This is a genomic window from Pseudoxanthomonas sp. Root630 (assembly GCF_001427585.1).
In the GTDB taxonomy this organism is placed as follows: domain Bacteria; phylum Pseudomonadota; class Gammaproteobacteria; order Xanthomonadales; family Xanthomonadaceae; genus Pseudoxanthomonas_A.
This window is the reverse complement of record NZ_LMGY01000007.1, coordinates 55201-71630: the sequence shown is the minus strand read 5'-3', so window position 1 is coordinate 71630 and position 16430 is coordinate 55201. Positions and strand designations below refer to the sequence as shown.

The following is a 16430-nucleotide window of genomic DNA, read 5'->3' as shown; positions in this document are numbered from 1 at the left end:
GAATCACCCTCCAGACCCGCACAATCGAGCCGATGCCCGGATGCCATCCACCCCTGCCATGACCACGGACACCGACGCCCGCGCCGGCTTCCAGGCGGTGCTGCAGGCCCATCGCGGCATCGTCGCCAAGGTGGCCGGCACCTACGCCTGGCACCCGGACGACCGCGACGACCTGATGCAGGAGATCGCCACCCAGCTGTGGCGCGCCTGGCCCGGCTACGACCCGCAGCGCCCGGTCGCGACGTGGATGTACCGGATCGCGCTGAACGTGGCGATTTCCTACGTCCGTGGTCGCACACGCGGCGTGCAACCCGAGGCGTGGAACGAGGACCACCACGACCTCGCCGATCCGCGTGCGCACGACCATGAAGGTCGCCAGCAGGTCGACCTGCTCTACCGCTTCATCCAGGCGCAGCCGCCGCTCGACCGTGCCCTGCTGCTGCTCTACCTGGAGGATCGCAGCCATCGCGAGATGGCCGACGTGCTCGGCCTGAGCGAAACCAACGTCGCCACCAAGATCGGCCGGCTCAAACAGCGGCTGCGCCAGGAACTCTGACCCTCATGACCTCTTCCGACGGAATCGCCACGATGGAACCCGATGATCTGAAACTCGCGTGGCAGACGCTGTCGCGCCGCCTGGAACGGCACGACGCGCTGCAGACCCACGTGCTGCTGGAACAGCGCAAGCAGAAGGCGCTCACCAGCCTGCGCCCGCTATTCTGGGGCCAGGTGGTGCAGACGCTGTTCGGCGTGCCCTTCATCCTGCTGGCCGCGCTGCTGTGGATCCGCGGCGGGCAATCGGCCGACGGCCTGGCGTGGACGACGGTGGTGGCCGGCATCGTCGTGCAGCTCTACGGCATCGCCACGGTCGCGATGGCGGGCCAGACACTGCGCTGCATCGGCCAGATCGATTACGCCCTGCCCATCGTCGACATCCAGAAGCGGCTGGCCACCCTGCGGCGTACCTACCTCATCAACGGCATGCTGGCCGGGCTGCCGTGGTGGTTCCTGTGGGTGCCGCTGCTGATGGTCGTGGCGGGATTGGGCGGCACCGACCTGTATGCGCGGGCGCCCGGCATGGTCTGGATCGGAATGGGCGTGGGCGTGGCGGGCCTGCTGGGCACGCTGTGGCTCCATCGCTGGTCGCGCAGCCCCGCGCGTCCTCGCCTGGCCAGGTTCATGGACGAGAGCGTGACAGGCACCAGCCTGCGCCGCGCGCAGGCGCAGATCGACGACGTGGCCCGCTTCGAAGTCGAGTGAGCGCGCGGGCGGTCGCTTACACTGCGCGCATGCACACCATCGATTTCGACCTCGACCGCGACCACGTGGAACTCAACCAGTTGCTGAAACTGGTCGGCCTCGCCGACAGCGGCGGCCAGGGCAAGGCCATCGTCGCCAGCGGCGAGGTGACGGTGGATGGCACGGTGGAACTGCGCAAGACCGCGAAGATCCGCGCCGGCCAGGTCGTGCGCGTCGGCGATGCCGAAATCCGGGTGGTGGGCTGACAGGCGCAGGCGGGGATTCGACAACGCCATGATCCCGTCCTCCACCACACGCCCCTACGTCAAGCAGCTCGTCTGGCTGGTGGCCATGGTCGCCCTGCTGGTTCTCAGCCTCTACACGCTGGTGACCACGCTGGACGCGGATCCCAGCCCGGGGCCGTTCTTCATCATCACCAGCTTCGCCCTGTTCCTGGTGGTCATCAGGGCCGCCGTGCGGGTCGTCCTCGTCCTCCGCGGACACCCCAAGAACTAGCACCGCCCTGCCTGGTAAACGAGTGCGCGCGGCTCAGTGCGCGGTGCCTGCTTCGGGGCCGGGTGCGCTGGCCGCGTCCTCGGGGGCGGTTTCCACGTCCGCGAGGCGGTCGAACTCGGACAGCGGGCTGTCGGCCGGGCACTTCGCATCGGGGAACTGGAAACGCCCGCGCAGCTCCAGGCCGCAGGCCTGCATCTCATCCAGGCCGGCGCCGGCGGTCTTGCACTCGGCATCGAAGCTGCGCATGAAGGCATCGCGCCGGTTGACGAAATCGGCGCCGCAGCGGCGCATCAGCTGCAGGCGGTCCAGGTCGTCCTGGGCGGCGTTGGTGCCGTCCAGCCCGTACTCCTGCAGTTCGTCCTTGCTGAGCAGGCGCAGCCGACGGTTGGGCACGGTCATCATCAGGTCGGCCACGGCCACCGCTACGCCATTGCGCGACAGGTAGTCCTTCACCCGGTCGTAGACGCCGCGCAGTTCCTCGTTGAGCTCGCTGCGCGTGGTGGCGGTGGAACTCATGCGGATGATCCGGTGCACCCCCACCTTGCCGGAGATCATCCGGTTGTCGCCCGCACCCAGCACGAACACGCAGGCACTGTGGCAGACCGAACCTTCGCGTACCCAGATCGTCCACCCGCTGGCGCCGATGGCGTCGCCCGCGCGGATGGCGTCCTCCACCTGCCCGCCGGCCGAGTCCAGGTCCAGGATGCGCTTGTGGATGCCCATGCGGTCGGCGATGTCGGCCACGCGCTTGACCAGGTCGGTGAAGTCGGCCGCGATCTTGCCCTGGTAGCGCAGGCGCAACACACCGCCCTTCTGGCAGGGCGACAGCGCATCGACCACGCTGAAGAACGCCAGCGATTGCAGCGGCACGCCATCGCCGTCCTCGGTGGTGTAGTCGGCCTGGCAGCTGACATGCGCGGTGCCCGAGGCGACCTGGGCCGTCGGCCATTCAGTGGGTAGCGCGTCGTCCGCCTTGCGTGCGCCGCCGGCCAGCGTATCGGTGGAGACCGCCCCGTCGCCGCGCTCGGCCTGCTGCGCCGGGGTGTCCTTCGGCGGCTCGGCCGGGGCCTGGGCCAGCGCGTCGGGCGCCACGTCCGGCGTGTCCATGCGGCAGCCGGCCAGCGCCAGGAGGGCCAACAGCAGCAGGGTCGTCAGGGGGGAAAGACGGGACAGCATCCGGGCGTTCGTACACTGCCCGTGCGCGTGCGCACGGGCCTGGTGAGGGGTCGCCCCTAGTCTAGTGTCAATCGCGCGTTCCAGCCCTGCCCTGCGATGAATCCGTGCGATCGCGCGATCAGAACAGCGCCCACAGGACCTGCAGCAGGCCCCACAGCGAGACCGCCCACACCACGGTGCGCAGATAGGGCACGCCGGCCGCATACAACGGCACGTACACCAGGCGCGCCCAGAAGTAGCACTGCGCGCCCAGCGCGGTGGCGGCATCGCCGCGCTCCAGCACCACCACCGCCAGCACGGCGGCGGCGAAGAACGGAAAGGTTTCCAGGAAGTTGCGCAGCGCGCGGTCCACCCGCGCCGCCGCGCCGGTCAGCGGCGGCAGCACCGCATCGCGCGCACCGACATTCCACTTCAAGCCGCGTTGGTGCGTGGTCAGCGTCGCGCCCACCAGTACGTGCACCAGGCCCAGGGCGACGGACCAGGCCAGCATCTTCAGTTCGATCGGCATCGCGGACGCTCCGTTGAAGGGTCCGCGGACTATAGGGCCTGTCGGCGCGCGACGCCGCAGTCCCGCCCCGTTGCGATGACCGAGCGGCATCTGCGCACGCCGGTGCAATCGGCGCATGAAGGGGGATGGGAAGGTGGGGATATCGCCACCCTCACCCCGGATTACTTTCCATGCCGGACACTCCCCACGACATCGACCTGCAACGGCGGCAGCTGATGCTGGCCGGCACCGTCATCGCCGGCGCGGCCCTCCTGCCGCTGGCAGCCTGCAGCCGCAACGACGCGCCGACGTCCACCGCATCGCCGCTGCCTCCCCCTTCCCCGACCCTCGAGAGAACCGCCATGGGCCTGTTCACCACCAAAGACGACGTGCAGATCTACTTCAAGGACTGGGGCCCGAAGGACGGCCCGGTCGTGACGCTGAGCCACGGCTGGCCGTTGAATGCGGACAGTTGGGAATCGCAGGCCTACCACCTGGCCGCGAACGGCTTCCGCGTGATCGCGCACGACCGCCGCGGCCACGGGCGCTCCAGCCAGCCGTGGGACGGCAACGACATGGATCACTACGCCGACGACCTGGCGCAGCTGATCGAACACCTGGACCTGAAGGACATCACGATGTTCGGCTTCTCCACCGGCGGTGGCGAAGTGGCGCGCTACATCGGCCGCCATGGCACCAAACGCGTGAAGAAGGCCGGCCTGGTGTCCGCGGTGCCGCCGCTGATGCTCAAGACCGAAGCCAATCCCGGCGGCCTGCCGATCGAGGTGTTCGACGGCATCCGCGCCGGTCTGCTGGCCAATCGTTCGCAGCTGTTCAAGGACATCCCCACCGGTCCGTTCTTCGGCTACAACCGCCCCGGCGCGAAGCCCTCGCAGGGCGTGATCGATGCATGGTGGCTGCAGGGCATGATGGGCGGGCACAAGAACACGTACGACAGCATCAAGGCGTTCTCGGAAACCGACTTCACCGAGGACCTGAAGAAGTTCGACGTGCCGACCATCATCATCCACGGCGATGACGACCAGATCGTGCCGATCGATGCCGCTGCGCGTGCTTCCGCCACGCTGGTGAAGAACAGCCAGCTGGTGGTCTACGCGGGCGCGCCGCACGGCATCACCGACACGCACAAGGACAAGCTCAACGCCGACATGCTGGCGTTCGCCAAGAGCTGATCCCCACGCCGGCGCGCCTTCCGGCGCGCCGGTTCTGCCTGCCCGGTTCACCCATTCCGCCAGCCGCGCTTGCGGCCCGGCGGCGATTTGGGTATCACAGTCCCCGGGGCGTCGGCCCCGCAGGGGAAGGCATTGGCAATACACCAGGACCTATGGCGGCCCATGCAATGGGCACAGCGCTTTGCGGCTGCGTTGGCCTGGGTGATGGCGGCCGGGTTCACGTTGATGAACATGGGCAGTGGCCATTTCGTCGACGACAGCGTGCCGGTGGTCGGCGTCCTCGTGGCGATCGCCACCTGGCGCAGCGAAGAACGCAAGGTGCGTGGCGCCGTGGTGGGCCTGCTGACGGTGCTGTTCCTGGTGCATGTCTGGCAGTTCCATGCGTTGGGGACCTGCCTGGTGCTGGCCGCGACGACGATCATCGTGTGGGCGCGGTTGTGGCGCACCTACTGGGCGGAATTCGTCATGCGCGTGTTCGCCGCCGCGCTGCTGCTGCTCGCGGTGCAACCGGTGCTGGGCGCGTTGCAGCCCGGCGGCGCGCCTGCCGAGATCGGGTGGTCGCTGGCACTCTCGGCGCTCGCGATGTTCCTGCTGGTCTACACACCGTCGTTGCGCGCGGGCCGGACACTCGATACGAGCACCGAACTGGTCGCCTTCGTGCTCGCCTTCACCGTCGTGGCGCTGGTCGGTTGGCACGCCCCGGGCAGCCTGGTCGGCAGGATGGGCGTGAGCTACCTGCCGATGCGCCCGATCTCGACGCTGACGCTGGCCCTGCTCGCCATGGCCCTGTTGCTGCGCCAACGCGACCAGGAGCGTGCGGCATGGATCCTGATGGGGCTGGTGGCCCTGCCGCTGCTGTTCACCCTGCTGCAGACGCTGGGCGGCGTCACCACGCCGTTGAACGCGATGTTGCATGGCATCGGCTGGTTGCCGCGCGCCACCACCCCGCTCATCGGCGGCTACACCGACTACGGCGTGCTGACCGCCTGGATCGCGGTGGCGCTGTTGCCGCAGGCGTTGCAGCGCTGGGAAAACGCGCGCTGGGGCATCACCCGCGGCCTGGGCATCGCGATGGCGTCGGTGGCCGGCATGGCGGCGCTGGGCCTGCTGATCCAGCTGCCTTACCACCGCGAAGGCATGTCGATGTACCAGATCTCCCTGACCGCGACGGCGCAGCTGGTCGCGATGGGGCTGGCGCTGGCGGTGGCCGGCGAGAATTCGCTGCGCGAACGTTTGTTCGGCGTGTTGCCGATGGCGGCGGCGCTGACGTTGGGTGGGATGTTCTGGCTGGCGGCCACGGCCGATCGCGATGCGATGGCGCGCCGGGTGATGGAGACGCAGACGGCGAGCGCGTCGGCAACGTTCCAGCGCGGCGTCGAATTGCGCCGCAGTGCGTTGCGGCAGCTGTCGTCGTCGCTGGTGGCCTCGCGCCCCGACGCGGCGGAGGCGCTGTTCGATCGCCACGTCGCCGACATGGTGCGCGCCTACGCCGCCTTCCGCGTGGTGCGCAGCGTGGGCGACGCGGGCGAGTACCGCTGGGTGGAACCGGGTTTCGATGCGCCTGCCGCGCCTTCACCGCCGGTACCGGTCGCCGACGAAGGCCACCTGCTGGCGGTGCCGGGCGGCTGGTGGTTGACGGTGGACAGCGCCGGCCGCCGCACGCAGGCGTTCATCGCCCTGGACGATTTCGTGCGTACGCTCAACAAGGCGGTGTTCTCCGACCGCCCCGTACGCGCCACCGCCGACGGCATGCAGACGGTCGAACAGGGCGATCCGCTGGGCGCCCCGCTGTCGGTGCAGCAGGTGTCGCTGCCCGGCCACGAGGTGGAACTGTCGTTGTGGGCACCGCCCGCGCTGACCTCGTTCGCGTTGCCGCGCTCGCTGGTCGTGGGCGGCCTCAGCAGCGGCCTGCTGATCGCATTCGTGCTGTTCCTGCTGGACCTGTCGCGGCGCCGCTCCACCGAAGCGGCGGAAACCGCCCGCTCGCTGCTGACCGAAACCGAGCGCCGCCTCGACGCGCAGCGACGGCTCAACGATGCCGCCGCGATGGACAGCGCCACCGGCCTGCCGCGTTTCTCGGCGCAGGCCACCCTGATCAGCGAGCAGATCGCAGCGCCGACGCCGTCGGGACATGGGCTGGCCATCGTCGACCTGGACGGCTTCGGCATGGTCAACGATTCGTTCGGGCACGACGGCGGCGACGAAGTGCTGCGCCGCATGGGCCAGCGCATTTCCGGCGCCGTCGCCGAGCAGGGCCGTGTCTACCGCTACGGTGGCGAAGGCTTCCTGGTGCATTTCGCCGACACCGATATCGACCAGCTCAACCATTGGGCGGAAGAGATCCGGCGCGCAGTGGGCCAACCGATCGCGCTGTACTCCACGCATCCTTCGTTCACGGTCACCGCCAGCATCGGCCTGGCGCACGCGCCGGAACACGGCATCGACCTGCAAGGCCTGCTGCGCAGCGCGGACGACGCGCGCCACCTGGCCAAGCGCGCCGGCAGGAACCAGGTGCGGCTGCCTTCGACCGGTGCCCTGCAGGAAGCCAACGACCGCCTCAGCCGCGTCACGGCGTTGCGCGAGGCGGTGGCGCGCGGCCAGCTGCGGCTCGCCTACCAGCCGGTCGTGGATGGCGACACGTTGCAATTGAACGGATTCGAAGCGCTGGCGCGCTGGCGCCACCCCGCATGGGGCGAGGTGCCGCCGTCGGTGTTCATTCCGCTGGCCGAAAGCGCGGGCCTGATGGAAGACATCGGCCACTTCGTGCTGGAACAGGCCTGCCAGCAGTTGGCACGCTGGCGCGCGATGGGCCTGCGCACGCTGGGCATGGCGGTGAACCTGTCGCCCAGCCAGCTCGGCCAACCGACCCTCGCACCGTGGATCGCCGACTGCCTGCAACGCCACGCACTGCCGGCGGACGCGCTGACGCTGGAGCTCACCGAGAGCGTGCTGGTGGAAGACATGGGCGCCGCGCAGGAGATGCTGCAGGCGCTGCATGCGCTGGGCGTGCGCCTGGCGCTGGACGACTTCGGCACCGGCTATTCCAGCATGGCCTATCTGCAGCGGCTGCCGCTGGACATCATCAAGATCGACCGCAGCTTCGTGGACGGCATCGCTGCGGAAAGCACCGACCGCGCCATCGCCCGCACGATCCTCGTGCTCGCGCACGAAATGGGCCTGCGCACCATCGCCGAGGGCGTGGAAACGGCGGAACAGATGAGCGCGCTGCAGCAGATGCGCTGCGACGAGATGCAGGGTTATTTCTTCGGCCGGCCGATGGAGGTCGATGAAGCGACCGCCCTCGCCCGCGGCCAGTTGCGCCAGGCGATGGCCTGAGCGGTCTGCGACCGACTCACCGCGCGCGCAGCTGCGCCATGAACGCGCGACCGGCGGGACCCGGCGGCGTGTCCTTGCGCCAGACCGCGCGCATCGGCATCTGCGCGTAGCGCGGATCGGCGTCGGCGATGCGCAGGCGCTTCAGGCGACCGGCCGAGAGGTCCTCCTCGACGATATGCAGCGGCATGTGGCCCCAGCCCAGCCCGGCGCGCAGGAAGGCATGCTTGGCACCGAGATCCGCCAGCCGCCACGTGAGTGGCGACTGCACCGCAAAATCGCGGCCCGCCGTCAGCGGCGTGCGATCGGTCAGCACGAGTTGCAAATGCTGGGCCAGCGTCTTCGCTGGCACGGTGCCGCGCACGCCCGCCATCGCATGCGCGGGCGACACCACGGTGACGAAGGGGACCGCCAGCAACGGTTCGGTCGCCACTTCGTCGGGCAACTCCGGCAGCGAGCCCACCACACCGAGCCCGCAGGTGCCGTCCAACACGGGCTGGATCACGCCCCCCAGCACTTCCACGTACAGCCGCAACGGCGTGTGCGGAAATGCGGTGCCGCTGTGGGCGGCGGCGCGCGTCAGCGCGTCCATCGGGAACATCACGTCCACCGCGACCGACAGCTCCGGCTCCAGCCCTTCGGCCACGCTGCGGGCGCGCGCCTTGAACGTATCCATGTGCCCGGCGACGGCGCGCGCCTCGATGAGCAGCACGCGGCCGGCTTCGGTCAGCTGCGGGTAGCGGCTGCCGCGGTCGAACAGGGTGACGCCGAGTTGCAGCTCGAGGTTGGCCAGGGTCTGGCTGACCACCGATTGCGCCCGTCGCAGCTTGCGGCCGGCGGCGGAAAAGCTGCCCTGTTCGGCGGCGGCGATGAAGGTGCGGAGCTGGTCGAGCGTGACGGCATCGAGCATGTATCGCTCCAGACGATGGTTTTCATCGAAATATATAGGCTTCCGGGATGCATCGCCACGGCCTAACCTGCGCTCCGTACCCGCTGCACCCACCTCATTCCCCGGAGTCCACCATGTCCACCGTTACCGCCACCCCGACCACCACCCGCGTTCCCGCCCTGCGTGGCGCCGCCGACCTCGTCGGCCGCAGCCTGCTCGCTTCCCTCTTTATCATCTCCGGCCTGGGCAAGCTCGCCGCCTACGCCGGTACCGCCGGCTACATGGAATCCGTCGGCGTCCCCGGCGCCCTGCTGCCGCTGGTCATCGCGCTGGAAGTGCTGGGCGGCCTGGCCATCGTCGCCGGCTACAAGACCCGCATCGTCGCCAGCCTGCTGGCCGTGTTCTCGATCGCCAGCGCGGTGCTGTTCCACAGCAACCTGGGCGACCAGATCCAGCAGATCATGTTCCTGAAGAACTTCGCCCTCGCCGGCGGCTTCATCACCCTCGCCGCCCGCGGCGCAGGTGGCTGGAGCATCGACAACCGCTGAAGCGGCGTCGCTTCATGCATCACCCGGAACGCCGGCCCATGCCGGCGTTCCGCGTTTCCGGCGCTTGCCCGCACGCGGGTACAAGCCTGCATGGAAGCCCCATGCCAGCGTGCGCTCTGCCCTTCGATGGAGCCACGCATGCGCCGTCGCCTCCTGCTCGCCTTCGGTATCGCCGCACTGTCGGCGGCCAGCGCATGCGTTGCCGCGGACGCTGCCCGCCTGCCGGTGACGCCGTTCGCCACACTGCCGCCCGATGTGCGGCAACCGGAAAGCCTGGACGTCGATCCGGCGACCGGCGAGGTCTACGTCGGCACCTTCGATGCACGCGCACCCGACACCGCCCGCAACAACCAGCTGCTGCGCTTCGCCGCCGATGGCCGGCTGCTCGCCCAGCGTCGCTTCGGGCCGACGCCGCTGACCGGCGTCGCCTTCCACGACGGCCGCGTCTATGTGCTGAACTTCGGTGCTTCGACGCTGCAGCGGCTGCCGGCGCGCTTCGATGCGGACAGCGCGATCGAGGACGTCGCCACGTTCACCGCCCTGTCGCCTGCGGCGCCGCCGGCGCGGCGCATCGACAATCCGGACGGCAGCCACGACACGATCACCTTCGGCGCGCAGGGATTCCCGGCGATCAACGGCATGGTGTTCGACCGCGCGGGCACGCTGTACGTCTCCGATTCGTTCCAGGGCGCGATCTACCGCATCGCAAAGGCGGCCACGTGCCGGCCCTGCACCGTCGAGCTGTTCGCACGCGATCCGCTGCTGGCGACGACCGGTGCGCTGCCGTTCGGCGCGAACGGCATGGCGTTCAATGCCGACGAATCCATCCTGTACATCAACAATGCCGGCGACGGCCGCGTACTGCGCAAGCGGATGCCCGACGGCACCCTCGAGGTGCTGGCCGACGGCGTGTACGGCGCCGACGGCCTGTTGTTCCATGCCGGCCTGCTGTGGGTGTCCGCCAACCAGATCGACACGCTGGTGGCACTGGACGAGCAGGGCCGCGTCCGCCATCGTGCCGGCGACTTCCTCGGGGTGGACGATCAGGGCGCGCCGCGCGGGCTGCTGTTCCCGGCGGCGAGCGCGGTGCAGGGGCGCCGCATGATCGTCGCCAACCTCGCTCTGCCGCTCAGCGCCGCGACCGGCGACGAGTGGGAAGAGGACGTCACCCGCTGGAACCTCATGCAGTTCGATCTTCCCGATCCGCCGCCGCCTGCCCACTGAGGAACATCCCATGCTCAACATCACCCCGTTCGGTTGGTTCCACACCGCCATCAGCCTGGTCTCGCTGTTCGGCGGCCTGTACGCGCTGCTGCGCTACCACGACATCCGCTATGCGACCTCGCTGGGCAAGACGTACACCTGGTTCACCGTCGCCACCTGCCTGACCAGCTTCTTCCTGATGCGCACCGGCAAGCTCAGCGAAGCGCACGGCCTCACCGTGCTGACGCTGATCGTGCTGGCCGTGGCGGTGCTGCTGGGGCGCAATGCGGTGCTGGGTTCGTGGCGGCACGTCGCCTCGGCGCTGGCGTTCACGCTGACGGTGTACTTCCACTTCATTCCCGGTTTCACCGAAACGCTGACCCGCGTGCCGATCGGCGCGCCGCTGGTGTCCGGTCCGCAGGACCCGCTGCTGCAGAAGCTGGTGGGCGGCACCTTCCTGGTGTTCCTGGTCGGCATGGTGCTGCAGGTGCGCGCCCTGCGACGCGGCCGCACGACCCTCGCCCAACCCGCGACCTGAGCCGGCGGTCGCGGCGGCCATGCTGACCGCGCTGCCCACGCTGGACGCCGTGCTCGATGCGCATGCATCGGCGCTGGGCGACGACGCCCTGGGATATCGCCACCACGCCTACCGGGTGGCGAACTTCTCCTGGTTGCTCGCGCCGGGCGATGCGGAGGCGCTCGAAAAACTGAGCATCGCCGTGGCCTTCCATGACCTCGGCATCTGGACGGCCGGCACGTTCGATTACCTGCCGCCCTCGCGCGCGCTCGCGAGGGACCACCTGCACCAGGCGGGGAAAGCGGCCTGGATGGTCGAGGTGGACGCGATGATCGAATGCCACCACAAGCTCGTGCGCACGGCCGCCGGCACCTCGCCTGCGGTGGAAGCCTTCCGCCGCGCCGACTGGATCGATGTCAGCCTGGGAGTGCGACGGTTCGGCCTCTCGCGGCGTGCGGTGCGCGAGGTGATGACGGCGTTCCCGGACGCGGGCTTCCACCGGCGGCTGGCCGAGTTGACGCTCGCGCGCCTGCGCTGTCATCCCCTCGATCCCCTGCCGATGATGCGGTGGTGACGCGATGGGCCTGCCGCATCGCGCCGACGAACGGTCGTTGACTTATATAGTTAGGACTCCTAACTTATTCGCCATGATCGATACCCCCTTCCAGCGCAGACAGGCCACGCGGGGCCTGGAACAGCTTGCCCACCTGGTGCGCGCCCAATCCTGGCGCCAGGACGGTACGCCCTCGCTGCCGCCGACGCAGGCCGCCGTGCTGCGCATGTTGCAGGGCGTACAGGACGGCCTGCGTGCGCGCCAGATCGCCGAGCGCCTGGGCGTGTCGCCGGCCAGCCTCAGCGATTCGCTGAAGGCATTGGAAGGCAAGCAGTGGATCCGCCGCACGCCCGATCCCGACGATGCGCGCGCCGCGCGCGTGAAGCTGACGTCGGCCGGCTCGCGCATGGCCACGCAGCTGCAGCGCCCGGACCAGGGCATGGGCTCGCTGGTCGAATCGCTGGGCGATACGGATCTGGGCGCGCTGTTGCGCGTTACCCAGTTGCTGGTCAACGAAGCGCAGGAACAGGGGCTGGCCACCGGCCTGCGGACCTGCCTGGGCTGCGAATTCTTCCGGCCGTTCGCCTCGGGCGAGCGCGCAGCGCCGCATGTCTGCGCCTTCCTCGACAAGGCGTTCGGCGATGGCGAACTGCGCGTGGACTGCGCCGAACAGCAGCCCGCCGACGATGAACAACGGCTTGGAAGCGTGGCCCGCTTCCGCCAACCGACTCCGCCCTAGGCGGAAAAAAGAAGGACGGCGCCCGACTGCAATCGGACGCCGCCCGGTACCTCCCACCCACCCTGCGAGAGCAAGCAAGAGGAATTCGATTATGCGCCAGAACACTACCCGACGTTTCGCGTTGGCCACCGCACTCGCGCTGGCCATCGGCGGCGTGCACGCCCATGACGGCAAGGCCCACACCGGCGGCATTCCGTCCACCGCCAACAAGGCCGTGACCGCCGATTTCGACATCGTCCACACCAAGATCAGCACCGAGAAGAACGTCGCCACGTTCCACATGGCGGTGTCCGGCAAGGCCGGCAAGAGCACGCCCGCGGCGACCGGCAAGCTGGCCGGCAGCGATGTGTTCTCCTACGTGTGGCCGACCACCATCGACCCGTACGAAGTCGGTTTCGAAAAAGGCGCCGGCATCCTGGCGATGGCGGTCACCGCGCATCCGGACTTCGACGACACGCCGCTGTACGACGAGAACGGCGACGGCAAGCTCGACAACGACGGCAACCTCTGGCACAGCCACTGGGTCGTGCTGCAGCCGAACGAGGCCTGCGGCCCCGGCGCGCTGGGCGTGGTCGATATTCCCGAAGGCAGCAAGCCGCGTTTGCCGAAAACCTGGCCGGGCTTCCCGATCCTGCTCGACAGCCCCGGCTGGAGTCCGACGCTGAATGCCGAGACGGTCGAAGTGAAGGTGCCGTTCGACGACATCGGCGTGGTCACCGCCGGCAGCTTCGACGGCGTCACCGCCGGTCTTCGCGTCAACGCCAGTGTGCACGCGCCGCTGTTGTGCGTGGTGGACGTGTTCAAGGTCGCCTCCGGCAACCTGAGCCTGCCCGGCAAGCCGAACCAGTAATCGCTCCCTGCTCGCGCCGGCCCGCATCTGGCCGGCCGCGACCCCACGAGAACTTCCCCATGAACGCCATTGATCGCCCGGCGCCACCCTGGCAGGTGGACCGCTGGTTCAACACATCCCGTCCCCTGTCGCTGGACGCCCTGCGCGGCAAGGTCATCGTGCTGGAAGCCTTCCAGATGCTGTGCCCGGGCTGCGTCTCGCACGGTCTGCCGCAGGCGTCGCGCGTGCACGCGACGTTCCCCGCGGACCAGGTCGCCGTCATCGGCCTGCACACCGTCTTCGAACACCACGCGGCGATGACGCCGGTGGCGCTGGAGGCCTTCCTGCACGAATACCGCATCGCGTTCCCGGTCGGCGTGGACCGCCCCGGCACGCCGGGCCCGATTCCGCAGACCATGGAGGCCTACGCCATGCGCGGCACGCCGACACTGGTGTTGATCGATGCCCGCGGGCGGATCCGCCACCAGCACTTCGGCCAGGTCAGCGACCTGGTGCTGGGCGCGCAGATCGCCTCGCTGGTACATGAAGCCCAACTCGCCACGCGGGAACCGGACGGCGCCAGCATCGCGCCGGGCTGCGGTCCAGAAGGCTGTGCGCTGCCCGCCTGAGCGCGTGGCCGGTGCCGCCCGTCGGCGGCGTTCAATCCGACACAGGGGCTTCACGGCGCGTTCGCGCCACTCAGGTTTGGATAGCACCATGCATCGCGCGCCCGCCCCCTTTTCCCTGTTGCACCGCTTGGCCTTCATGGGCCTGGGGATGACGCTGGCGGTGCTCAGCGGCGCCTTGTTCCCTTGAGCCTTCAGGCCGCGGGGGCGTGCGGATCGAGTTCCGCCGCCCACGCCAGCGCAAGCGCGCGCCCGTCCTGCGCGAACGTGCGGACTTCCGTGTTCGGCAACAGGTGCCCGGCGAATTCCGTCGCGGCCACCAGCCAGCGCTTGTCGGTGACGATCGCTGCGCGCGCGAACCGACCGAACTCGCCCAGCTTGGACGCGGCGTAGCGCAGATCCTTGCCGACCGCTTCCAGCGATACGCCCTGCATGTCGCTCAGGTCGCTGAGCACGGCGATGCGCGGGAAACGCGCCAAACGCGTTTCCAGATCGGCGATGCACGCGTCGTAGTCCTCGCCCGTCAGCTGGCCGGTGAAACGGTAGGCGGCGACATGCGGCGGGCTGGCCAGTGTTTCGATCATGCGGTCACTCCCTCATGCGGAAGCGGCGACCATAGCCGGCGCCGCGCGCGGGGGTGTCAACAGGACTTCACGAAGCTGGACCGCCGATCAGGCGGGCGTCGGCTCAGGCCCGCCGCAGCGACCAGAACCCGATATCGCGCCGCACGCGGTAGCCCAGGCGCTCGTACAACCCCAGGGCCCGCGGGTTCTCGTAACTGACGTGCAGGAACGGCTGCCGCCCGTGCGCGAGCGTGTCGTTGGTCAGCCAGGTAGTGAGGTGCCCCGCGTAGCCCTGCCCGTTGAAATCCGGGTGCGTGCAGATCGCGCTCATCTCGCGATGGCCGTCGTCGCCCAGGCGCTCGCCGATCATCGCGGCGAGCCGACCCTCGCGGTAGATGCCGAAGTAGCGCCCCATGTCCATCGTGCGAGGGCGGAAGTAATGCGGATACACCAGCGCGGTCAGCGCCAGCACGTCATCGCGATGCGCATCGCCCAACGGCACGATCTCCGGCCCGTCGGCGGGCACGCGCGGCACGTCGCACACCATCTGCGCGAGCGGCTGGAACGCGCGCAACGCCCAGCCTGCCGGCACGGCGGGCGCGACGCCGAGCAGGTAGACCGATTCGTCCTGTGCCACCAGGCGCGCGAGCGCATCGCCGACCTTCACCTCGGCCGAGGCGACGCCGAGGAACGGCGCATGGTCGGAGGGATAGCGCGCCACCTCGCCCACGTGCAGCGCGATGCCGCGATGGATCGAATCCAGCGCGGACCAGAAAGGATTGTCGAGGGCATCGGTCATGGTCGGGGGCAGTGTGGGGACGGCGTGGCGACGGCGATTATCCACGTCGCGGCGTCCGGGTCATGTCGCGGCGGCCCCTCGTGCAACCCCCGACGCCGCTCCGTATGCTGCGCGCATGACGACATCGCCCGCCTTGCGCTTCCTGACGCGCGCCGCCCCCGTGGCGGCCGCCCTGCTGCTCGCCGGCTGCGTCACCGCCCCGCCGGCCCCCACGCGCCCGCCCGCCGACACCCGCAGCGAGATCGCGCGGCGCATGCCGGCCAAGGTCGCGGACCGCGAACGCTGGGCCGCCGATATCGAGACCGCCTTCGCCGCGCAGCGCATCGAACCCACCAGCGAGAACATCTGCGCGGTGCTGGCCATCACCGAGCAGGAATCCGGCTACGTCGCCAACCCGGCGGTCGCCAACCTGCCGAAGATCGCGCGCGGGGAGATCGATCGTCGCGCCGCCGCCCTGCACGTGCCGACATTCATGGTCGACGCCGCGCTGGCCTTGCGCTCGCCCGACGGCCGCCCTTACGCCGATCGCCTGCGCGCCGTGCGTACCGAGCGCGACCTCAGCGATATCTACGAAGACATGATCGGCAGCGTGCCGCTGGGCAAGCGCCTGTTCGCCGACTACAACCCGGTGCAGACCGGCGGACCGATGCAGGTCGGCATCCCGTTCGCCGAAGCCAACGCCTCCCGCTATCCGTACCCGGTGGAAGGCAGCATCCGCGACGAAGTCTTCACGCGGCGCGGCGGCATGTATTTCGGCATCGCCCACCTGCTGGGCTACCAGACGCCTTACACGCGCAAGGTGCACCGCTTCGCCGACTACAACGCGGGCTGGTACGCCAGCCGCAATGCGGCGTTCCAGAATGCCGTGGGCATCGCCGCCGGGGTGAGCCTCGCGCTCGATGGCGATCTGTTGGACCCCGGCGCGCCGATGGACAAGCCCGGCCAGACCGAACGCGCCGTGCGCCACCTGGCTGGCGCGCTGCGCATGGACGAGCGCGAGATCCGTGAAGCGTTGCAGCGGGGCGGCCGCCTCGATTTCGACGACACCCCGCTGTACGCGCGGCTTTATGCGCTGGCGGAATCGCGCGCCGGCAAACCGCTCCCGCGCGCGGTGATCCCGGGCATCGCGCTGGAGAGCCCGAAGATCACCCGCGAACTGACCACGGCCTGGTTCGCCACCCGCGTGGACGAACGCTACCGCCGCTGCATGCAGCGATAAG

At 69.4% G+C, this 16430-nt stretch carries 19 protein-coding genes; 14 read left to right on the top strand and 5 right to left on the bottom strand.

The features are described from left to right. The first annotated feature begins 58 nt into the window (after positions 1–58). Genes ASD72_RS05485 through ASD72_RS05470 form a run of 4 tightly spaced genes read left to right on the top strand, consistent with a single transcriptional unit; the run spans position 59 to position 1755 of the window. On the top strand, positions 59–556 hold the full coding sequence (locus tag ASD72_RS05485) for a sigma-70 family RNA polymerase sigma factor (RefSeq protein WP_056878934.1): 498 nt from the start codon (positions 59–61) through the stop codon (positions 554–556). A gap of 5 nt (positions 557–561) precedes the next feature. Next, positions 562–1260 carry a serine/threonine protein kinase gene (locus ASD72_RS05480; RefSeq protein ID WP_235577943.1) on the top strand — a complete coding sequence of 233 codons (699 nt, stop codon included), beginning with the start codon at positions 562–564 and terminating at the stop codon, positions 1258–1260. 29 nt (positions 1261–1289) lie between these two features. Then, the gene (locus ASD72_RS05475; protein ID WP_056878956.1) at positions 1290–1505 is read left to right on the top strand and encodes an RNA-binding S4 domain-containing protein; all 216 of its coding nucleotides are present in this window, start codon (positions 1290–1292) and stop codon (positions 1503–1505) included. A 28-nt stretch (positions 1506–1533) separates the two neighbouring features. Next, entirely contained in the window at positions 1534–1755 is a 222-nt protein-coding gene (locus tag ASD72_RS05470) for a hypothetical protein (RefSeq protein WP_056878932.1), read from the top strand. A 33-nt stretch (positions 1756–1788) separates the two neighbouring features. Here the strand turns inward: ASD72_RS05470 and ASD72_RS05465 are convergent, their stop codons facing one another. Together ASD72_RS05465 and ASD72_RS05460 are read right to left on the bottom strand one after the other, a co-directional pair. After that, positions 1789–2931 (bottom strand): hypothetical protein, encoded by a 1143-nt coding sequence (locus ASD72_RS05465; RefSeq protein ID WP_155944486.1) that lies wholly within the window; start codon positions 2929–2931, stop codon positions 1789–1791. Between the two features lie 118 nt (positions 2932–3049). After that, positions 3050–3439, bottom strand: a complete 390-nt coding sequence (locus ASD72_RS05460) for an MAPEG family protein (protein WP_056878931.1) — start codon at positions 3437–3439, stop codon at positions 3050–3052. A gap of 341 nt (positions 3440–3780) precedes the next feature. Between ASD72_RS05460 and ASD72_RS05455 the strand changes: the two genes are divergently transcribed. Together ASD72_RS05455 and ASD72_RS05450 are read left to right on the top strand one after the other, a co-directional pair. Continuing rightward, complete coding sequence (locus ASD72_RS05455) at positions 3781–4611, top strand: alpha/beta hydrolase (protein ID WP_200948838.1); 831 nt, start codon at positions 3781–3783, stop codon at positions 4609–4611. Positions 4612–4773: 162 nt separating this feature from the next. Beyond that, positions 4774–7947 (top strand): bifunctional diguanylate cyclase/phosphodiesterase, encoded by a 3174-nt coding sequence (locus ASD72_RS05450; RefSeq protein WP_056878929.1) that lies wholly within the window; start codon positions 4774–4776, stop codon positions 7945–7947. 16 nt (positions 7948–7963) lie between these two features. On the opposite strand, the gene ASD72_RS05445 is transcribed toward ASD72_RS05450, so the two are convergent. Beyond that, on the bottom strand, positions 7964–8854 hold the full coding sequence (locus ASD72_RS05445) for a LysR family transcriptional regulator (protein WP_056878928.1): 891 nt from the start codon (positions 8852–8854) through the stop codon (positions 7964–7966). A 113-nt stretch (positions 8855–8967) separates the two neighbouring features. Here ASD72_RS05445 and ASD72_RS05440 point away from each other — a divergent pair, with 113 nt between their 5' ends. From ASD72_RS05440 to ASD72_RS05410, 7 genes are all read left to right on the top strand, one after another. Continuing rightward, positions 8968–9381, top strand: coding sequence for a DoxX family protein (locus ASD72_RS05440; protein WP_056878927.1), 414 nt, complete (start codon positions 8968–8970; stop codon positions 9379–9381). A gap of 138 nt (positions 9382–9519) precedes the next feature. Continuing rightward, a complete protein-coding gene (locus ASD72_RS05435; protein ID WP_155944485.1) occupies positions 9520–10605 on the top strand; it encodes a hypothetical protein in 1086 nt (361 codons plus the stop codon). A gap of 10 nt (positions 10606–10615) precedes the next feature. Further along, positions 10616–11122 carry a hypothetical protein gene (locus ASD72_RS05430; RefSeq protein ID WP_056878925.1) on the top strand — a complete coding sequence of 169 codons (507 nt, stop codon included), beginning with the start codon at positions 10616–10618 and terminating at the stop codon, positions 11120–11122. 19 nt (positions 11123–11141) lie between these two features. Beyond that, entirely contained in the window at positions 11142–11675 is a 534-nt protein-coding gene (locus ASD72_RS05425) for a hypothetical protein (RefSeq protein WP_056878924.1), read from the top strand. A gap of 73 nt (positions 11676–11748) precedes the next feature. Continuing rightward, complete coding sequence (locus tag ASD72_RS05420) at positions 11749–12393, top strand: MarR family transcriptional regulator (protein WP_056878923.1); 645 nt, start codon at positions 11749–11751, stop codon at positions 12391–12393. A gap of 91 nt (positions 12394–12484) precedes the next feature. Further along, positions 12485–13243 carry a hypothetical protein gene (locus tag ASD72_RS05415; protein ID WP_056878922.1) on the top strand — a complete coding sequence of 253 codons (759 nt, stop codon included), beginning with the start codon at positions 12485–12487 and terminating at the stop codon, positions 13241–13243. Positions 13244–13302: 59 nt separating this feature from the next. Next, positions 13303–13851 carry a redoxin domain-containing protein gene (locus ASD72_RS05410; protein WP_056878921.1) on the top strand — a complete coding sequence of 183 codons (549 nt, stop codon included), beginning with the start codon at positions 13303–13305 and terminating at the stop codon, positions 13849–13851. 191 nt (positions 13852–14042) lie between these two features. On the opposite strand, the gene ASD72_RS05405 is transcribed toward ASD72_RS05410, so the two are convergent. Continuing rightward, positions 14043–14432 carry an STAS/SEC14 domain-containing protein gene (locus tag ASD72_RS05405; RefSeq protein WP_056878920.1) on the bottom strand — a complete coding sequence of 130 codons (390 nt, stop codon included), beginning with the start codon at positions 14430–14432 and terminating at the stop codon, positions 14043–14045. Positions 14433–14535: 103 nt separating this feature from the next. Next, complete coding sequence (locus ASD72_RS05400; RefSeq protein ID WP_056878919.1) at positions 14536–15210, bottom strand: GNAT family N-acetyltransferase; 675 nt, start codon at positions 15208–15210, stop codon at positions 14536–14538. A gap of 115 nt (positions 15211–15325) precedes the next feature. On the opposite strand from ASD72_RS05400, the gene ASD72_RS05395 reads away from it, so the two are divergent. Continuing rightward, the gene (locus ASD72_RS05395) at positions 15326–16429 is read left to right on the top strand and encodes a DUF1615 domain-containing protein (protein WP_056878918.1); all 1104 of its coding nucleotides are present in this window, start codon (positions 15326–15328) and stop codon (positions 16427–16429) included. Position 16430: the final 1 nt, after the last annotated feature.

Excerpts from the sequence above, each read along its gene's own strand:
- ASD72_RS05425 (WP_056878924.1), top strand. The coding sequence starts at position 11,142 with ATGCTGACCGCGCTGCCCACGCTGGACGCCGTGCTCGATGCGCATGCA.
- ASD72_RS05460 (WP_056878931.1), bottom strand. The coding sequence starts at position 3,439 with ATGCCGATCGAACTGAAGATGCTGGCCTGGTCCGTCGCCCTGGGCCTG.
- ASD72_RS05435 (WP_155944485.1), top strand. The coding sequence starts at position 9,520 with ATGCGCCGTCGCCTCCTGCTCGCCTTCGGTATCGCCGCACTGTCGGCG.
- ASD72_RS05470 (WP_056878932.1), top strand. The coding sequence starts at position 1,534 with ATGATCCCGTCCTCCACCACACGCCCCTACGTCAAGCAGCTCGTCTGG.
- ASD72_RS05420 (WP_056878923.1), top strand. The coding sequence starts at position 11,749 with ATGATCGATACCCCCTTCCAGCGCAGACAGGCCACGCGGGGCCTGGAA.
- ASD72_RS05450 (WP_056878929.1), top strand. The coding sequence starts at position 4,774 with ATGCAATGGGCACAGCGCTTTGCGGCTGCGTTGGCCTGGGTGATGGCG.
- ASD72_RS05465 (WP_155944486.1), bottom strand. The coding sequence starts at position 2,931 with ATGCTGTCCCGTCTTTCCCCCCTGACGACCCTGCTGCTGTTGGCCCTC.
- ASD72_RS05405 (WP_056878920.1), bottom strand. The coding sequence starts at position 14,432 with ATGATCGAAACACTGGCCAGCCCGCCGCATGTCGCCGCCTACCGTTTC.
- ASD72_RS05455 (WP_200948838.1), top strand. The coding sequence starts at position 3,781 with ATGGGCCTGTTCACCACCAAAGACGACGTGCAGATCTACTTCAAGGAC.
- ASD72_RS05410 (WP_056878921.1), top strand. The coding sequence starts at position 13,303 with ATGAACGCCATTGATCGCCCGGCGCCACCCTGGCAGGTGGACCGCTGG.
- ASD72_RS05395 (WP_056878918.1), top strand. The coding sequence starts at position 15,326 with ATGACGACATCGCCCGCCTTGCGCTTCCTGACGCGCGCCGCCCCCGTG.
- ASD72_RS05440 (WP_056878927.1), top strand. The coding sequence starts at position 8,968 with ATGTCCACCGTTACCGCCACCCCGACCACCACCCGCGTTCCCGCCCTG.
- ASD72_RS05445 (WP_056878928.1), bottom strand. The coding sequence starts at position 8,854 with ATGCTCGATGCCGTCACGCTCGACCAGCTCCGCACCTTCATCGCCGCC.
- ASD72_RS05415 (WP_056878922.1), top strand. The coding sequence starts at position 12,485 with ATGCGCCAGAACACTACCCGACGTTTCGCGTTGGCCACCGCACTCGCG.
- ASD72_RS05480 (WP_235577943.1), top strand. The coding sequence starts at position 562 with ATGACCTCTTCCGACGGAATCGCCACGATGGAACCCGATGATCTGAAA.
- ASD72_RS05485 (WP_056878934.1), top strand. The coding sequence starts at position 59 with ATGACCACGGACACCGACGCCCGCGCCGGCTTCCAGGCGGTGCTGCAG.
- ASD72_RS05430 (WP_056878925.1), top strand. The coding sequence starts at position 10,616 with ATGCTCAACATCACCCCGTTCGGTTGGTTCCACACCGCCATCAGCCTG.
- ASD72_RS05475 (WP_056878956.1), top strand. The coding sequence starts at position 1,290 with ATGCACACCATCGATTTCGACCTCGACCGCGACCACGTGGAACTCAAC.
- ASD72_RS05400 (WP_056878919.1), bottom strand. The coding sequence starts at position 15,210 with ATGACCGATGCCCTCGACAATCCTTTCTGGTCCGCGCTGGATTCGATC.